The following is a 17825-nucleotide window of genomic DNA, read 5'->3' as shown; positions in this document are numbered from 1 at the left end:
AACCAACATTTCAGAATTCGGGAGTAATCAAGAACGTGTATCCAGTCATCGCCCACCTGAATTGGGATATCAACCGGGTCCTGTTTGAACTGGGCCCGCTCAAGATTCGTTATTACGGTCTCTTTTTCACAGCCGGTTTCATCTGTGGCTACCTTCTGTTGCGCTGGATGTTTAAAACGGAAAACCGGAATGTCGACGATGTTGATTCTCTACTCATTTATATGGTGATTGGTACGATTGTCGGTGCGCGTCTCGGGCACTGTCTGTTTTATCATCCCGCCTATTTTTTTGAGAACCCGATTCGTTTTCTTGAGATCTGGAATGGGGGACTGGCCAGTCATGGTGCTGCTGTCGGAATTACACTTTCGGCCTGGCTCTATTCACGCAAGCATCCGGACCAACCTTTATTGTGGTTATTAGATCGTTTAGCGATTCCCGTTGCACTTGCAGGTTTCTTTATTCGAATCGGCAACTTTTTCAATTCGGAGATTCTGGGACGTGTTTCCGATGTGCCCTGGGCGGTGGTGTTTGTGAATGGTCTGGGACTCGAGACGCGGGAAGCACGGTTGTCGCCACGGCATCCCGTCATGCTCTATGAATCTTTTTGCTATGGCTGCATTTTTCTCGTTCTGTATCTGCTCTACCGTAAGTATCGCTCCGAGACCCCCCGTGGTTTGCTCATCGGCCTCTTTTTCATATTGGTCTTTTCTGCGCGGTTTATTCTGGAATTCTTCAAAATGCGACAAGCGGAATTTGCTCAAAACCTGCCATTAAGTGTAGGGCAAATGCTCAGCATTCCGCTTGTGATCGTGGGGATTTTGCTCTTATTTTATCGAAAGCCTCCCACGCCAGCCGACAGTGGCTCTAAAGCAAAAAAGCCCTGATCGGCATGCAGAGGATGAAGGCAAGCATTTCACACTAACTGTACGATTCATCGAACAGCTGCAAAAATAATTGGTTCAATTAACTTCACAGAGAAGAAGAAGTTAACAACCTTATTATGCAGCACCTCCATCACTGAATAACCAATCAGCGAAATTGAAAGACGTTGATCGCACCACTTCGTCCGAGACATACCAAACGATTGGCTGACCATCACGAATTTCATGATAGTTCAGTACGAAGTAAAAATGACCGTCACCCAGGATGATAAACACACGATTGAGGTCACCAAGTTGTTTTTTCCAGATGGATTCAAGCCCATCCTCATCGTGATAGTCCATCAAACTCTGAAGCGTTGTGATGTTGGAGTTTTTCCCAAGTTGAATTGACCAGAATGAGAAAAGGTGACGTTCCGAAAATCCACCCATTTCGCGCACACTCCTTTTCAGTCAGATGAAACTGAGTTTGATTGGGAATCATTCGAATCCAAAACAAACAACACAAGTGATTCCAGAATGCTTCATGTCAGCCAGATTGATTTCAGTATAAATTCGACGGCTGTATCAGTGTCACCAACCGCCCAAAGCGTCGCGTAACTCTCTGCGACCACAGATCGCTCAATCCTAAAAGAATGATTACGTGAGCTGTGTTGTCGCTGCCCTAATTCACGTCGTCCGTTTCGACTTGCCGCGCGCCGACCACCATGGGCGAGCCGTTAATTGCCCGTGGAAGCCGCTCGTTTTTGCGTGACTGCCTTTTTTGACCGAGCGTTTAAACGAGCTCCCGCCCGCAGCGCGACCTCTGCAGCGCACAGGTTCACCGGCCAGCAGAGCCACACCGCCACGATGTATGCCGCCGCGCGACTGTCAAGCGGATCCGTCAGCAATGCGGTCAGGAGGTGGAGCGTCATGTTTGCGAAGGTGACAGCGTAGCTCCGCACCGCCCAAGCACGATGCCTTGCGATGTCGTGCCGTCGGGCCAGCAGGTAGGTGGCGGCCGCTGTCGCCAGCCACACACCATTGAGTAGCAGAAAACCGATGGTAGCGGAGGCACCGCCAGTCGCAGTGAATGCCAGTGGGAGCCCCGCTACGGCGGATATGACGACCGCGACAGCGTAGGTCCGGCCGGCCAACCGATGCAGGGGCCAGCGTTGTTTGCGTATGCCCAGCACGAAAGCCACAACCCCAGTCGCCATTGCGGTGATCGCGGCAGCCACATGCACTCCGAGTACGATCCGCCATCCAGCCCAAGGTTCAAACCCAGACTGCACTTTGTGCTGCATGAACGTCGTGCGGTCGACGCCCATCGCGAAATACTGCGTCGCCGTGTGTAGTATCCACAGCACAGCAACGACTGCAACGCCCCAAGCAATCCAGCTCTTCCAGTCACGGGTGGGAGTGCTGGCCTTGCGGGCGGCTCGATCTTTAGCGGCTGGTCGCGACGTCATGAGGAGATCCTCGACCAGGCCGCTACAACCAGCGTTACGATTTCATTGACTGTCAGTCGTTTCACCATTGAACCTATCATCTGAACTCGGTCCACTGCCCTTTGAAGAGGCGAGCAGTTACACCGATTACGACTCAATACTTCGCGACCGGAGTATACTTGCCGATGTCTTTGGCCGCGGAGGTTTTATCATCTACCTGTGGCTCTCTTCCACAGTTCATCGACATGTCCCATGACGGACTCCTAGTTCATTCAGTGCAGCAACCTAAGACGGCTGCTAGGGTAGCCGCTGATGTATTATCCGTGTGTATATAAAACCGTCCGCCTCGACTGTAGGATCGACGTAGCGAACGAGTGGACGAAACCAGGGTCGGCCAAAACTGTAAAACGGCCAAGGGATTGCCGCAATCATCAATACAACCGCAAGTGAGTAACCGTAAGCTGCCCATCGGAATTTCTTCCTATCATCAACAACACGCTTGGCGACTGAATAGACTGCCTGTGCGAGTCCAACCGCAATGAACATCACCGCTGGATGATATATTGTCAGGAAAAACGCCATCTTGTTGCTGAAGGGATAAGCTGGTGCTCCTAAGAGTGGTTTGATATTCGGGCTGATGACGTACAGAGTCAGTCCGATGAGGAACTGCACGTTTGCAACTGAGGTAAATGTCAACCCGGCCAGCTTGTCGCTGCGACTCCACTTCCGCCTGTAAAACAACCCATGCCATGCCTGGATCAACGTCCAAAATGCGGCCAATAACACGATCCAGCGAGTGAGGTTGTGGTACGGTAACACACGTAGATATTCCATCAGATACTCCTGTTCTGGGAAGCGCCAATTGCTTCCGAAATTCGTTGTAAATCGATCGCATTGTTTAGTGGCCAATCTGCTTGATGCGAAGCCACGGTCGCCTCTGAGATTCGCTCGAATTCATTTGCAGTTATTGGTTTCACCGTCGCACCTCTCACTTGAAGTCGGTCTACTGCCCGCCTAAGAGGCGGACAGTGAGGCCGATTACGGCTCACTACTTCGCGATCGGCGTGTAGTCGCCCATCTTTTTTCCAGCGGCGGTACACATCGGAGCCAGCATGTTTCCGGCTCCCCCGAACCACTCCTGGAATTTCTTCACAACCGCCGGACCGGCATTCTTCGGCGTACCGGCGTCAAATGGTGGGGCTGGGTCGTACTCTAGCGCCAATTGCGTCATCTTTGCCACATCCTCGCCCAGCAACTTCGCCAGTAGTACCAGACCGAAGTCGATACCAGCCGTCACTCCACCGCCGGAAACCCGGTTGCGGTCGATCACGACCCGCTCTTCCACTGGTGTTGCCCCAAAGTTTGTCAGGAGGTCACGGACGGCCCAGTGAGATGTCGCCTTGTATCCCTGCATGAGGCCCGCAGCCCCCAGCACGATCGAACCCCCGCAGACGCTCGTGACCCACTTCGCCCGCGAACCCCGGTCGGCCAGGAATCGTAGAACTTCGGGGTCCTCCATAACCTCGAACGAGCCGCCGGGAACGAACAGCACGTCCAGGTTTTTGGGACAGTCGGTGAACGTACACGACGCTTTCATGACGATGCCACTATCGGTTTCGAGCAGGTCGGTGTTCTTCCAGACCAGGTGGACGTCGCACGACGGGGCAAGAACTGTTTGCGGGCCAAGTAGGTCTAGCAGTGTCACGCCAGGGTGAACGAGCATGCCGACTACAGGCTTCCGCTCCTTGTGAGGGGACGGCATTTCATGTTTTCCCCTCTGCACATTCTTGTTCTCCGCGGCAGCCGCTCTCGTTCCGCCTGTCACGCCGACCGTCATCGCCAATGCGGCCGCGGAGCCGGCGAATTGCCTCCTATTAAGTGACGATTTTTCCGTATGCGCTTCATTCTCATTTATATTCATCTCTTTCTCCTTGGTGGTGACATTCGTGAGATGCATCGAGTCCAACACCCGACGACGAACAGATTATCCTTGACATTACAAATGGCGTAAATGACAATAATCCGACAAATTCAGCCATTTTTGACATAGAGGGAAATAGATGAAAAAAAGACGCAACGCTTCTGGCAAAGGCAAATCTCGCCGCATCGTGTTTCTTGCGTTTCCGCAGGTTGTCCTGCTTGATCTAGCCGGACCGTGGGAAGTTTTCTCTCTTGCGAACACGTTAACAAGAGGCGAAAAGCAACCATATAATTTAGAATTAGTTAGCGGCGACGGGTCCGCGATGATTCTCGCTAGCGGAGGGATTTCAATGGCAAGTCACCGAACGGCGCGAAATTGCCGCGGCGACATCGACACGCTAATCGTCCCAGCCGCTGACTTGCCATCTGCAACGAAGTCGTCCACTCGTTCATCGACGATACTGCGACGCTTGTCGAGGCGGTCTCACCGCATCGTGTCGATCTGTGGTGGAGCGTTTCTTCTAGCAGAAGCCGGGCTCCTTGACGGCAAAAAGGCAACGACCCATTGGCGTGGAACTGAGGAACTCTCCGCTCGGTTTCCAGAAGTCGAGGTCCAGGCCGATTCGATTTTTGTGAAGGATGGGAATGTCTATACGTCCGCTGGCGTAACTGCTGGCATCGACCTCGCGTTAGCTCTTGTGGAAGAGGACTTGGGGCGAGCAATGGCACTCGACTGTGCCCGAAACCTTGTGGTCTTCATGCGCCGTCCGGGCGGGCAGTCTCAGTTCAGTGTCACATTGGAATCGCAACACACCGAACGAAATTCCATCAGCGAGCTGATGGCGTGGGCTGTGGACAACCCATCCAGTAATCTTTCCGTTGAGGCTATGGCCGAACGGGTTCATATGAGTCTCCGCAACTTCTCGCGAGTTTTCCGTAGTGAAGTCGGACAAACGCCCGCTGCATTCGTCGAAAAACTTCGGGTCGAAGCGGCGCGTCGGCATCTTGAAGAGACGGATCAATCACTCGATGAGATCGCGACAAGTTGCGGCTTCGGTAGCGCAGATTCAATGAGGCGTTCATTCCATCGCGTAGTGAAAGTCGCTCCCAGCGATTATCGTCGGCGATTCTGCCAGCAATGACCCGTGAGAGGATGTACGATTCATCGAACAGCTGCAAAAATAATTGGTTCAATTAACTTCACAGAGAAGAAGAAGTTAACAACCTTATTATGCAGCACCTCCATCACTGAATAACCAATCAGCGAAATTGAAAGACGTTGATCGCACCACTTCGTCCGAGACATACCAAACGATTGGCTGACCATCACGAATTTCATTGTAGTTCAGTACGAAGTAAAAATGACCATCACCCAGGATGACAAACACATGATTGAGGTCACCAAGTTGTTTTTTCCAGATAGATTCAAGCCCATCCTCGTCGTGATAGTCCATCAAACTCTGAAGTGTTGTGATGTCGGAGTTTTCCCCAAGTTGAATTGACCAGAATGAGAAAAGGTGACGTTCCGAAAATCCACCATTTTGTTGTTCATAAAGTTTGATCATTTCCGGCGGCAACTTGATGCCATACCGTGTTTCAAATTCGTCAAGCTGTGCATCGGTCACCGGTGGTGGTGCGTCAGGGGCTTGTGAGCCGTCAGAAAACGTCCAAAGTCGTGTGATGTCATTTGTCGCCATCACGTTCATCCCTTTACTGCACAATCGCTGGAAATTCAGGCGAACAGAGCTTCTAACTCTTTGATTGCATCCCAGTCGTAATCCATATATGCATAATCCGTGTCGCAGAGAGCGAACTGCGAACCGTTTTTACAGACGCATCCGAGACCATGTTCGATATCAACTTCGGAATCGCCAGTAAAGATAAAATATAACGCTTCAGAATCACGTAACTTCGGGACAACCACACCGCCAATCTCAAGCTCGAAGTCTTCTGCCTCCATTTCTTCCAGATCTTCTTCTTCCATATTCTCTTCAGCCCACGTTTTCACAAGCGTTGGGACGGTTTTAAGGTCAGCTCTGGTCAGGCTGCAAATCATGTCGACCGCAGCAATCTGTTTAGGTGTGGGTGGGTCCGCTTCTCCATCGGTTTTCACTTCAATCTCAAGTTCATCAAAGACGTCGTTGTTCAGCATCATTGCCCAGGATTCAAGGTCTGGAGTCCATTGAAGGTCATGCATGTCGAGAAATCCTGTTAGTCGAATAATTTGTGATCACTAAGAAAGCTTTTCTTATCGGATTGAAAACACGAAAAATCGTATCAAACTGATATCTTCTGTCAACAAGAAAAACGAACTATCACAATCGAGAATAACGGCAACAGTTTTCCTGGATGGTGACGTATTTTCTTGGACTCAATGATCAAATAGAATCAAACTTGGTAAAGAATGGAATTCATTTATATTGTTTGTAAAAAATTAATCAATATTTCTCAGAAGAATAATGACGACAAACTTATTTTGAGGAGGAATCGTCTTCTTCCGAGAATGAGTTAATACGTTCTTGAACTGATGCGCTATTAATCTCTGCTCAAGTCTCATTGAAGGATGATTCATTTGTTGCTTTTGGTTTTAAGTTGCGATTTTTCCGGTTGATATGTGAATGGCACTCGATGCAATTTCTCTCCAATCGGAGAGTCGCCTCTTTGGCAGCGTCCATGTCTTTCCGAATGGCCGAATCACTCAGTTCACTGATAGAAAGATCGAATTCGAGACTGAGTTTTTCGTATCTGGGATCCAATAGAAATTCATTAATGGTCTCACTATATTTTTGCATTCTGTTTGCAGCAGTTTCAACGCGGCCTAAGTCGCCATAAATCATTCCATCCAGGATGTCATGCATTGTTTTTGTTTTTCTACGCATGATTTGATTTCTCAAATTTACTCTGTTAGGGTTGCGTTCATGCTCCTCGGCAGCTTGCCATATGAGCTGAAACAATAAAACCATCGCAGCCCCAAACAGCGTGCAGCCTAGCATAACTAAGATCAATCTGGAATGTCTTTGCAATTTCATCTTCATTCCTACTATAGTAGTTCAATTAATAATGATGAAGGTTCAAATCAACAACAATATTACTCAAAACAGCGGTCGATGTTCTTATTGAAGGCGATAAAGGAAGCAGGTCCAAAAGTGTTCGGCGCGATAGTTCCTTTGGGCATGGCAAACTTTGGAACAGGCTTCTGATTCATTGTAGAGGGGGTAGAGATTTGAGACCAGCGGGAGCCTTGGATTAATCGGCATGGTGTTAAGGAAGGCAAATGGAACGGGCCAATGCCCGCGTTCCGTTTTCCTCTTGTCTCGGGGCTCAATTATTCTGTCCCTGAACTTTTTTCTATTCGTCGCAAAAGTAATTCGTTGGACAGTTTCAAATGGCTAACCCAGCCATCAATGTGACTCACATTTCAGAAAGGCTCAGACTGTGGAAGCTGTGAATCTATCTGGAGATCCCGATCTGTCAATGCTGGATCAGATTCCGTGGACCGAATTATCACACGCATACGGGGCAGCCATTGATGTGCCTGAGCAGATTCGTGCGCTGGTGACTGCCGACAAAGACGAACGGGGCGGTCTGCTCTGGGGATTTACTTCAAATCTCTTTCATCAGGGAAGTGTGTACTCAGCGACGGTTGCTGCAATTCCGCTCTTTCAACAACTTTTGCGGTATCAGTCGATTACCGAAAAACCGTTGATCCTCGAACTCCTGGCAAACTTTGCACTTGGATATCCTGAAGATTTGGATTACGTCAAGCTCAATGAATTTGTGGGTCACAGTAAGCGCGAGTATTCACACGCCAACGATGAGTATGGGCGAGAGTGCTATTTGGGTGTGGCCGCAGGTATGCCGTTGTATGAAGCCCTGCTGGACGATGAGAATCCCCGCACTATTATTTCGTCGTGTTACCTGATGGCATTCTTTCCGGCTCACGCCTTTGATCGTTGTCCCAGACTATTGACAATTTCTACAGATGAATCACAGCCTGATACGGTTCGCTGTTCGGCGCTCATCGCGTGCAGCTATTTGAATGGCGGCTCAGTTGCGGAACAGTATTTCGACCTCCTGTCAGACCTGCTCAAAAATGGCTCTGTCGAATTGAACACCCCGGTACCATTACTTATCGCTACAGCCGCGTATTGTGCTTTACGAAAGTATGAACGGCCGAAGGATGAATCTCAGCGAGCCCTGGCAATGCAAGTGGCCGAACAAGCGTTACAAAACGATATACTATTGTCGGATGATGGTGTGTATCCGAAGCCTGCTCAATTCGATGCCGATGATTTAGTAGGGTACTCTCAACAGCTCTATCACCCGGACGAAGCATTTCCCTGGGGAGATCTGCTTTTACGTCTCGAAAAGGTCTCAAGAAAAAAATCGGCGGCTCTGAAGGCACGCAGACAGCGTGAAATGTCACTTCGGAAACGAAAGCGGTTAGATCCATCAATCTACAATGTTCAGCCAAATGCCTTTGACCGTGATAATGTGTTGGCAGCCGTTCGCAGGCTGCACGCCTGGTTGGATGTCAAACGTGATAAGCTACCACAGGACGTCCTCGATGAATTCGAGCCGTTCAAACCGTATCTTGATCTGGTTTGGGACGAAGTTCTGAAACTGCTCGACAGCGACGACCGATTTGTCAGCACAGCGGCACAGAGTTTGGTGCAGCATGCGACGCCTTTGTCGGATATGATCATCAATTCTCTGATTGACCGCTTGCACAACGGGGACACAGGCCTGGCCAACGTTCTCAAGGAATGTTCACTCTCAGAACAACAATGCGGGGACATGTGCGACCGGCTAGTGTCGGGTCGCTTTGAGTCAGGCTTTGGCAAGAACCAGGAAACGTATCGTGAAATTGTCTGCAAACAAGGCACGGACGAACAACTCTGGAAATTGTTTAATCACATTCCGTCCGCCGATCGCACTTGGGCTCGTCTGGCACTGATCGGACGCGGTCTGCTCGATGAACACGACCCACGTGTTTATGATATCCAAGCAACCGACTGTATGTCGAACAATCTCGGCCCCTCTATTGGAGCCCGTTTCAATTTTGCAAAGTCAAACAATTACCAGGAGTGGTTCTTTTCTAATTATCAGGATCTTGAAAAAGAAAGACGCTGGGCTGTGATCGAAGCAATGGAGCAGTTCGGTGCTGATCTCACACTTCAGGAAGAAGTTCTTCGCACAACCATGGCCAGTGAAGAATATCCATTACTGAAGGCCAAGCTGATTCGGCTGATGAACGGTTTCCATCCAGTAACGCGGGAGCATTTACAGTACCTGTTATCATTACTGAACGCGGATGCTTCAGCAGTGGAACGGTCTGCCATTGTGACGACCTTAGGCAATTGGTTGAGTCGCGGACTCGATGACCGGCTCATTCCGGAATTATTGAAGCTGACGTCGGACGAATCGGTTTCTGTTCGCCGCATTGCTTTGAGCGTGGTTGCCTTCGGAAACGGTCCGGACACGAGACACGGTGATGATAAGGTCGCTATCGAAATCGGAGGCGCCACGGATGTGTTGAGAGGCGCGCTCAGTGATGGTGACGAACAAATCCGCCGCTTGGCCATTTATCATTTATTTCGTCGGAAGGCACTGAGTCCGGATGATCTGACCCTCGTCATGTCGAAAGAAGAGTCCGACCGGGTATTAAGTGAAGCGCTGCTTGCCGCAGCGCTGCTTCCACAAACAGAACGATTTGGCCTCGAAGAAAAAAGCCGCGATTTGCCCAAAAAATACACGCTGACATCAAGCGTACTGAATTGGGTTAACCATCGATCTTGATGGTTTGATTCTTAGGTACAACTCTGCTGCGAATATATTCATTTTTGTTCTACAGCATCTTTGCCACGATTGCGAATAATGTCTACTGTTTGTGTGCTTGCGCTGAAGTCCAAAGTGAGGACTTCTTGTGGAAGCTCTATTTTGGAGATGTTGTCCGGTTGATTTTTATTGTTTAACTTGATCGGAACTTTTGGGGCTGCCTGAGCATTTCGATCGCTGCAAAACAATACATAACGGCCGTCAGGCGAAAAGGTGAGGCTGGCAATTTTTTTATCGAGACCAAGATTGTCAGACTCCAATCGCTGGGGTGGATCAAACGATCCAGGTTGAACCGAGTAGAGTGCCATTCCCGCTTTGGTTTTTCCCACAAAGACGCAACGGTCCGTAGTTGGTGAAAAAATGGGATAAGCAACCTTTAGATCGAGTCGATCACCAATCCGCCAGAGAATTTGTTTGACTTTGGCCTGTTCTGGTTGAGAGACATCGATCAACGCGATGCCATGACCATTTTTCGTAGACAACAAAGCCACAATTGTCTGCCCGTCGCCTGCCCAATTCGGAATTGAGAAAATCTTGTGATTGGCAATTTGAATTAAACTTTGTTTACCGGTTTCAACATCCAGCAACGTCACCCGCGCCGGGCTTGAGAAACTGGTAATTAACAGTTGGCGGCCGTCGGGCGACCATTTAGGAACCCCATAACCGCCCAGCCTGCGGCGGTTAGTACCGTCGCTGTCCATCAGCCATATGCCTGCTTTGGCTCCCGTTACTTTATTACTGTTCAAAAGGAATGCAATCTGTTTGCCATCGGGTGAGAAGACAGGGCAGCTACCCGCGCCGAGATCCGAGGTCTCTGTGGATGACTTGGTGATGTCAATCTTTATTAACCGAGTTTTGAGCCAGTCTTTGCCAGGTGTTGCATCAAACAAAATCTGCCGGCCTTGAGCGGACCAGCAGGGCGAGCCGATATAGGTTAAGTTTCCGTGCGGTTCGTTCGCCACCAACGTTACTTTGCCGGTAGCGACATCGATCGCAAACAAGGAAAGCTGTTCCTGTTGGACCGTCGGTGTCGCTGGATGCTCGCTTAGCAACTTGATCGCGCGTTGAACAGAACTCGTTACTTTGCGTTCATTTGATTCCTTCTTCTCTGTTGCGATGGGGTCTGTGCTACCTTGAGCCAAGCCGATGCTGCTGCCGGCAATGACAATCGAGAGCACAAATACTGAAACAACGATGGCGGCAGCGTAGTTCGGTTGCATGCGAATCATGGTGATTCTCCTCTCATCAAGAAGATCGGTAATGCGGTCTTCCAGCTTCCAATCAGTATTGAAAATGCCCACCGAGGTAGACAATAAACGGGGCCGAGGCAACATTTGTCCCAGGCGAAACAGAGTTTTTGAATATTCAACAGGATCGACAGTGGACAGAACATAATTGTCGCAGATCTCTTCTCTCGCACGGGCTAATTGGCGGTTAAGTATCCGCACAAGTGGGTTCAGCCAGTACAACGCGGCGACCAGTTCCTGAAGTAAAACTACGAATTGATCTTTGCGCAGTAAATGTGCCATTTCATGAAGCAAAATGTTTCGCAATTCATTTTCACTCAGAATCGCAACGATTCTTGTAGGCAGAATAATTTGCGGTCGAACGATTCCAGTCATCATCGGCCCCGCGACATCAGGAGAGCAAACGATGGGGGGCATCGACTTAATATTCAGGACTCGACACACCTGTGCCACAATGTTGCTCTGGTCTTCCAGTAATAAGGGACATGCAAGGCGGATGATACGTCGTATCTTCCAGACACTTCGAATGATTCCAAATAAAGTAAGACACAAACCCATGAACCAGATCAAAATAAATACGTTCGCTACGAAATGGGTCAGACTGTGGTGAGTCCAGGCCTGATTCTTACTGTCAAGGTTAAGGGGATCTGCTAGGGCAGTCATGCCAGGGGTTTTAGTGGAACTGGATTCGATATTTCCTTCGTTGTTGACTTCATTCACAGCAACTACTTTTTGAAGGGATGGAACTGCGGTGACTTTGGGTAGTTCAACTGGTTGCCTGTTTGCATTGGGGGGCATGCTCGTTGCTGGTTTCGATGCGAATGGGACTGAGATCACTCCGATCCCTTGATTTGCGAACACAACGGTCAATACAGGGATCATGATCAAACCCAGGAGTGCAGATATCAGTAGGCAATGCTGAACCGAGGCCCTTTGTCGCAATAAACGAGCAGCGAGTAATGCCAGAATCACCAACACCGTACTCTGCACAAGCACATTGATCAGAAGCACCAATGTGTCAACTCCAACGATTTCGTTCCACAGGTCAGTCATGTCTGTGTCCTTCGTTTGGTAGTTTTCTTGTCTTGTGACTGATCCAATATTTCGCGAATACGCTGCACTTCTTCTTTGGTCAAACCGCGATAATCCATCAACGCAGTCATCAATCGTTCGGGGTGACCGCCGCAGGCTTTATCAACCATCTCGACCACACGCGCACCCAAACTGACTTCGCGCGGTACGAGAGCGGAATAAAAATAGGTACGGCCGATGACCCGATGCGTCAACCAGCCTTTGTCCTCCATGCGTTCTACCATTGTCCGCACGGTATTCCGCGCCACATCACGCACTTCACTTAATATTTGACGGATCTCAAAGACAGAAACTTCGCTTTTATCCCACACGATTTCCATGATTTCTCGCTGTCCCTTCGAGAGTGGAACGGGACTCGACTTGTGATCTGATTCTGACATGCACTTTCCTTTAAACTAACAATGTAGTCATTGTGACTACATTTGTAGTCGTTGTCAATAATTACTTTTAAATTTTCACAAATTATGGAATTCCCGTGATCTCTTGGGACATGATTCACAAGACAACGATGCAGGAGTTTTTACTGATAGACTCAACCACTAAGTCTTGTCTTTTACCGTTACTGCAACGAATTAAAAGATTTTTGTGATGTGAAGCAGATGTGGCTTGCCTGTGATTGCGACCTGCCATTTACGCAACAAATCAAATGGTCATTGATCAGAGAAGAATGTCTTTGCGTGTGTCTCAGTAGTCGATATTGTGTGGTCATCTAACGCTTGGCCGAAGGGGCCGGATTCTGATTCTTCAGATGTCTGGTGAAGAAGTCATCAGACACATCAAGCATCTTATCAAACCAGATTTGTTTACCAAGAAACGGATGAGGGGCGTCTTTAATGATAGTGAGATCGGAACGGATACCTAACTGATCCATTTGTTGTCGAAATGTGTCTGCATGTGTGCTGGGGTCGTCTCGTTCGCCCGAAATGAACAAGCAGGGCGGGTCGCCTTGATCGAGGTGGTGCAGAGGTGAGGCGAGACGATAAGTCTCCGGTTTATCCTCTTGTGCTCCGTTGAGAAACTGCCTCCAAATCTTGCCACGATCTTTTGCTTTCGAAATTTCTCGCGTTCGCTGGGACTGTAGATCCGTCTGGGCACCCATCGGCACGGCTGCCTGAATTGTACTGCTGAAGTTCGGGTTTCCCCCTTCCCCCTCAAGCTCATCTACCCCAGCCGACGTTGCGAGCAACGCCGTTAAATGGCCACCAGCGGAAAGCCCGATCGCTCCGATGTTCGCGGTGTCGATGCCATACTCTTTAGCATTCGCCCGCAGAAAACGGACTGCCGCCTTGCAGTCGTGAATTGCGGCCGGAAAAGGTGCTTCACCACTTAACCGATACGAAATCGTGGCGGCAACATATCCGCGCGCGGCGATCGCTTGCGCAACCTTTTCGTGATTGACTCGATTACCCTTCGCCCAACCTCCACCGTGAATACACACAACGGCGGGTAACTTACCCCAGGCTTTTTTGGGCCGATACACATCCATTTCCAATGTGCGATCACCATAGCGTGCATACGTCACACCCCGTTTCACATTCAGACTGTTGAGCGTTGTCTGCGAAATTTTAGTTCGGCTTTCGGCGTTAGTTTGCGGTGGCGCCTCTCCCGCCGGACGAGCGTCAAGCCGCATTTCCTCCTGGAATAGAACTGCCATACCTCGTAGTTTGCGAGTGATCTCACGATTGCGGACTAACTTGGATTCTCCCGGGTCTTTTTCCAGATCATACAGCTCAAGACTCGGATTCAAATAGAGTTTCCATTGATGCCAGCGCACAGCAGCCAGTGTCCCCTGGCTGCCGTGATAAAAAAATGCGTCGTTATATTCGTTGCGGCGGATCAGGGACGCCCATTCGAGGGGCGGATTCCAACGACGCCGAAGCGGGACCGAGGCGTTAAGTGATTTTTTCATTCCCGGAGGGGGAACGATCCTAGTCTTACCTTTCAACAAGGGGCTGATATCGCGTCCATCTATGACACGATCTTTGGGGATGAGAATTCCCGCAAATGTTGCAAGCGTTGGATACCAGTCCATCGCGCGGACGACTTCGGAAGATTTTGCATTCGCCTGTAACCCCAGTCCGGGTCCCCAGGCGATTGCCGGCACGCGAATCCCGCCTTCATAAGTCGAAAGTTTACGCCCGCGAATTTTTTGTTCGGGTGTGCGTCCCGGCCCGCGGCCGTTGTCAGAGGCGTAAATCACGATCGTGTTGTCATCGATGCCTGTCTGTTTCAGCGAGTCAAAAATTCGGCCGACATTGTGGTCGAGTTCCTGAATGGCATCGCCATATTCTCCCCAGTTTGAGCTGCCCTTGAATTTTTTGCTCACTCCGAGTGGATTGTGGAGCATTGTATGTGGGAGATAGAGAAAGAACGGAGTCTTTTTGTTCTGTTCGATAAAGCGAATCGCTTCATCGGTATAGAGCTTTGTCAGTTCCGCCGGATCGGCCGGACGTTTGACAACCTTGCCGTTGCGGATCAGAGGCACCCCTCCTTTGTCCTTGAAATAGACGATCTCAACCGGGTCCAGATTGTGGAGCAATCCGAAGTAGTGGTCAAACCCCTGATTGCGTGGCAGGAACGATTCATGAAAACCGAGGTGCCACTTACCAATGCAGGCGGTAGCGTAGCCGTTATTCTTAAACAGTTCAGCAAGCGTCAATTCGTTAGGGTGGATACCGGAGCGTGAATCTGCTCGATGCACCCAGATTTCGTTGCCAACCCGACGCGGGTAACAGCCGGTCAACAATCCTGCGCGTGACGGACTACAAATGGGAGCCGCCGCATAGTAGTCTGTAAAGCGCGTTCCTTCCTTCGCCATTGCATCGATCCGTGGTGTCTTCACCTCGGTCGCTCCATAACAACCCAGATCGTAGTAGCCTTGATCATCAATCAAGAGAAAGACGATATTGGGGGGACGATCGGAGACGGCCTTCAATGAAGCGGGATAACTAGAAAGAAGCACTCCTGCCAACAACGTCCAGCCTATCTTGCTTAATTGACTCCGATACATCTATCTTCTCGTTTCGTTAATGCTTATGTTCTGATACAGCAATCCGCCTCAACTCTTCATAAACCATTGAAACTGATTATTTTCTTCCTGAGCCTGCCTGCTGTTCCATGTGTCACTGTATAAGCAGGGTCCTTTTCATGCAATTCAGTCTATCTCTAACACCAGTAAGCGACAACTTTTGAGTTTTTGTCCTGGATTGTCCGGATGATAAGCAGAGTGAAATGGAAGAGATTTCAGGAACCGACTTCGATTTGTTGCAAATCAGGGTTTGTGATTTGAGGTCGGTAAAAGTCAGGCAGTTAGATCCCTCCGCCTCAAACGTCTAGTTTAACAGGCATTCAGTACTCGCCTGGATGCAGGAATGTGTTTATATGTTTATGTTTTGGGGTCATATTGCCATAAATCGTAGATCATTGTAAAGTTCTCGGGCAAAATGACGAGATTTATTGAACAATTAGACTGAATTCATGCGTCTAAAATTCAGTTGTTTTTTTGCAACACGAATGCTCGGTTCCCGCGTATAATAAAGTGCAGGCTTAACCCGCTCGCTGCCAGATGGTAGCAATTTAACTGAATTGAGGCGACTTGTGGCACTCACTGACATCGATAAGAATTTGCTCAAACGCTGTCTGGCGGAAGAGCCGGGTGCATGGAAGGATTTCGTAGACCGGTTCATTGGTCTGTTTACGCATGTGATTCATCACACTGCCCACGCCCGCAGTGTTCGGGTCACTGACAGCGACGTAGATGACCTCCTTTCTGAAGTCTTTCTGGTTCTGTTGGCAAACGACTATCGGGTGCTGAGCAACTTTCGCGGGAACAGTTCACTGGCGACCTACCTGACCGTGGTTTCCCGTCGTGTCGTGGTAAAAAAAATGGTGGAACGTCGCATGGCTGAAGCTTTGGGGCATGTTGCGACTCAATCGAAGTTGGAGAGTATTCCCGACGAACAATCTCGTCAGCAACAAATGCAGGAAGATCAGGAAGAAATTCACAACATGATCAAGCAACTGCCGCCTGCAGATGCGCAGGTTGTGGAGCAATACCATTTGCAGGGAAAGTCCTACCGCCAGATCAGCACGGATCTGGACATTCCTGAAAACTCGATTGGACCCACGCTCTCGCGCGCACGGAGTCAGATGCGAGAAACCAAACCAAAGACGCGGACGCTCTAAAAAAGCAGACGATTCTGGTCCGGTCTGTTTTCTATCAAGTTTCATTGTCTAGGTGAAGATTTGATAATTCGGTACGTATTCCAGGATTTGGAATTCTACTAAAAAGGTCTTCTTCCGGGCGGTGGCCCTGGTGGCCTTCCCCCCGGACCTGGTCCACGTTTTTGAAAGCTGGGATCTGGCGTTCCCCGGTAATGACGGGGAATAAAGGGAAAATCTTCCGTTAAATAATAATGGTAAATCCCCTCGGGGTATTCGGGAGTCAGTCCTACGCGGCCATTGCATTCGTCCAGATCTCCTGAGTCGGCAACGAAGACATAATCTGCGACAAACGTCCCATCATATTGACCGCCAGGGCCGTTAGGTCTTCTTCCCTGTTTGATCTGATAGCTCGATTTCATTTTCTTGATTTTGCTCTTGGGATCATTGGCGTCGGTATATCCATATTGGGCATAAATGGGGAACCCGTCTGCTGCATAACCAATGGCGACAACTTGTTCCGGCTTGCCTAATTTTGAAATCAGAGCATGAGGTAAACCATGGTAGTGGTAGCTACCCGTGGGTTGAACATGTGCATTACTCTGATCGAGTCCCAGATTAATTTTTCCCGACAGCGCTTCATAATTCCAACCGGATCGCCGATTTCGATTCCAATACTCGGCAGTTCCCGGATCGAACAGAACGCCATTGAGAGCGATTCCAAATGCGGAATGTCCGGCAGGAGTCGTATTTCGTGCCACTCGTGGCTCGGCGGGAATTCGCAATTCCTGTCGTTGTGGACGTATCGTGTTCGGATTGTTGCGATTCGGAAAACGCCCCGTTTCATGATCGGGAATCCCATTGGAATAGATGTAACGATAATTTCCTTTGGTGACGATCCTGACCTGATTTGTAGCTCGATTCCCTCCAAAATCAGGGATAAAACCGGGAGGCGGAAATCCAAATAGTGGCACTGAGTTAAGTAAACCGATGGCGGACCAGAATGCGAGCAATCGGATCATGAAGTTACCCTCTTCATTGGAATGTCACCTGTTGTGGAAGTTCATGGATTCTTTACATTAGGACATAACGGTCTATCTAAAGGAAAATCCACCGTTTTTTTACGGTTTTCTTTTGAGGTGGGTTTGTTCGTTCCAAGTGTCGACTTCAGGAATACGCTAATATATTGACTTGAGACCGGCGTTCTGTTGACAGTCACATTGCCGCAAACAAAAATCGACGTATCAGGTGATGAGTCA

General features: G+C 49.4%; 16 protein-coding genes. 4 read left to right on the top strand and 12 right to left on the bottom strand.

The window, feature by feature from the left end; translation table 11 throughout:
* Positions 1–35 precede the first annotated feature (35 nt).
* A complete protein-coding gene (gene lgt / locus V202x_RS08530) occupies positions 36–884 on the top strand; it encodes a prolipoprotein diacylglyceryl transferase (RefSeq protein WP_145173013.1) in 849 nt (282 codons plus the stop codon).
* Between the two features lie 114 nt (positions 885–998).
* On the opposite strand, the gene V202x_RS08525 is transcribed toward lgt, so the two are convergent.
* The 5 genes from V202x_RS08525 to V202x_RS08510 form a co-directional block, all read right to left on the bottom strand.
* Positions 999–1310 (bottom strand): hypothetical protein, encoded by a 312-nt coding sequence (locus V202x_RS08525; RefSeq protein ID WP_145173011.1) that lies wholly within the window; start codon positions 1308–1310, stop codon positions 999–1001.
* Between the two features lie 287 nt (positions 1311–1597).
* Positions 1598–2077: a DUF2306 domain-containing protein gene (locus V202x_RS27755; protein ID WP_409996679.1), complete on the bottom strand. Its 480-nt coding sequence runs from the start codon at positions 2075–2077 to the stop codon at positions 1598–1600.
* A 528-nt stretch (positions 2078–2605) separates the two neighbouring features.
* Positions 2606–3142: a hypothetical protein gene (locus V202x_RS08515; RefSeq protein WP_145173007.1), complete on the bottom strand. Its 537-nt coding sequence runs from the start codon at positions 3140–3142 to the stop codon at positions 2606–2608.
* A complete protein-coding gene (locus V202x_RS27425; protein ID WP_197993298.1) occupies positions 3142–3285 on the bottom strand; it encodes a hypothetical protein in 144 nt (47 codons plus the stop codon). The genes V202x_RS08515 and V202x_RS27425 overlap by 1 nt, the downstream gene beginning before the upstream one ends.
* A 71-nt stretch (positions 3286–3356) precedes the next feature.
* Entirely contained in the window at positions 3357–4265 is a 909-nt protein-coding gene (locus tag V202x_RS08510; RefSeq protein WP_197993297.1) for a DJ-1/PfpI family protein, read from the bottom strand.
* A 103-nt stretch (positions 4266–4368) separates the two neighbouring features.
* Here V202x_RS08510 and V202x_RS08505 point away from each other — a divergent pair, with 103 nt between their 5' ends.
* Positions 4369–5370: a GlxA family transcriptional regulator gene (locus tag V202x_RS08505; RefSeq protein WP_145173005.1), complete on the top strand. Its 1002-nt coding sequence runs from the start codon at positions 4369–4371 to the stop codon at positions 5368–5370.
* An 87-nt stretch (positions 5371–5457) separates the two neighbouring features.
* Here V202x_RS08505 and V202x_RS08500 read toward each other — a convergent pair whose 3' ends face one another.
* The 3 genes from V202x_RS08500 to V202x_RS08490 form a co-directional block, all read right to left on the bottom strand.
* Positions 5458–5925: an SMI1/KNR4 family protein gene (locus V202x_RS08500; protein WP_197993295.1), complete on the bottom strand. Its 468-nt coding sequence runs from the start codon at positions 5923–5925 to the stop codon at positions 5458–5460.
* Positions 5926–5960: 35 nt separating this feature from the next.
* Positions 5961–6425 (bottom strand): hypothetical protein, encoded by a 465-nt coding sequence (locus V202x_RS08495; protein WP_145173001.1) that lies wholly within the window; start codon positions 6423–6425, stop codon positions 5961–5963.
* 349 nt (positions 6426–6774) lie between these two features.
* Complete coding sequence (locus V202x_RS08490; RefSeq protein WP_145172999.1) at positions 6775–7107, bottom strand: hypothetical protein; 333 nt, start codon at positions 7105–7107, stop codon at positions 6775–6777.
* Positions 7108–7663: 556 nt separating this feature from the next.
* Here V202x_RS08490 and V202x_RS08485 point away from each other — a divergent pair.
* On the top strand, positions 7664–10027 hold the full coding sequence (locus V202x_RS08485) for a HEAT repeat domain-containing protein (protein ID WP_145172997.1): 2364 nt from the start codon (positions 7664–7666) through the stop codon (positions 10025–10027).
* Between the two features lie 38 nt (positions 10028–10065).
* Here V202x_RS08485 and V202x_RS08480 read toward each other — a convergent pair whose 3' ends face one another.
* From V202x_RS08480 to V202x_RS08470, 3 genes are all read right to left on the bottom strand, one after another.
* On the bottom strand, positions 10066–12366 hold the full coding sequence (locus V202x_RS08480) for a M56 family metallopeptidase (RefSeq protein ID WP_145172995.1): 2301 nt from the start codon (positions 12364–12366) through the stop codon (positions 10066–10068).
* Entirely contained in the window at positions 12363–12785 is a 423-nt protein-coding gene (locus V202x_RS08475) for a BlaI/MecI/CopY family transcriptional regulator (RefSeq protein ID WP_145172993.1), read from the bottom strand. Before V202x_RS08475 ends, V202x_RS08480 begins: the two co-directional genes overlap by 4 nt.
* Positions 12786–13114: 329 nt before the next feature.
* Positions 13115–15415: a sulfatase-like hydrolase/transferase gene (locus tag V202x_RS08470; RefSeq protein ID WP_145172991.1), complete on the bottom strand. Its 2301-nt coding sequence runs from the start codon at positions 15413–15415 to the stop codon at positions 13115–13117.
* A 587-nt stretch (positions 15416–16002) separates the two neighbouring features.
* On the opposite strand from V202x_RS08470, the gene V202x_RS08465 reads away from it, so the two are divergent.
* The gene (locus V202x_RS08465; protein ID WP_232098912.1) at positions 16003–16590 is read left to right on the top strand and encodes an RNA polymerase sigma factor; all 588 of its coding nucleotides are present in this window, start codon (positions 16003–16005) and stop codon (positions 16588–16590) included.
* A gap of 98 nt (positions 16591–16688) precedes the next feature.
* Here V202x_RS08465 and V202x_RS08460 read toward each other — a convergent pair whose 3' ends face one another.
* Complete coding sequence (locus tag V202x_RS08460) at positions 16689–17588, bottom strand: YHYH protein (RefSeq protein WP_145172989.1); 900 nt, start codon at positions 17586–17588, stop codon at positions 16689–16691.
* Between the last annotated feature and the right edge of the window lie 237 nt (positions 17589–17825).

Origin of the sequence: Gimesia aquarii, assembly GCF_007748175.1 — a bacterium.
GTDB classification, from domain to species: Bacteria; Planctomycetota; Planctomycetia; order Planctomycetales; family Planctomycetaceae; genus Gimesia; species Gimesia aquarii_A.
The sequence above is the reverse complement of the archived record's forward strand: the minus strand, read 5'-3'. Positions and strand labels throughout refer to the sequence as shown.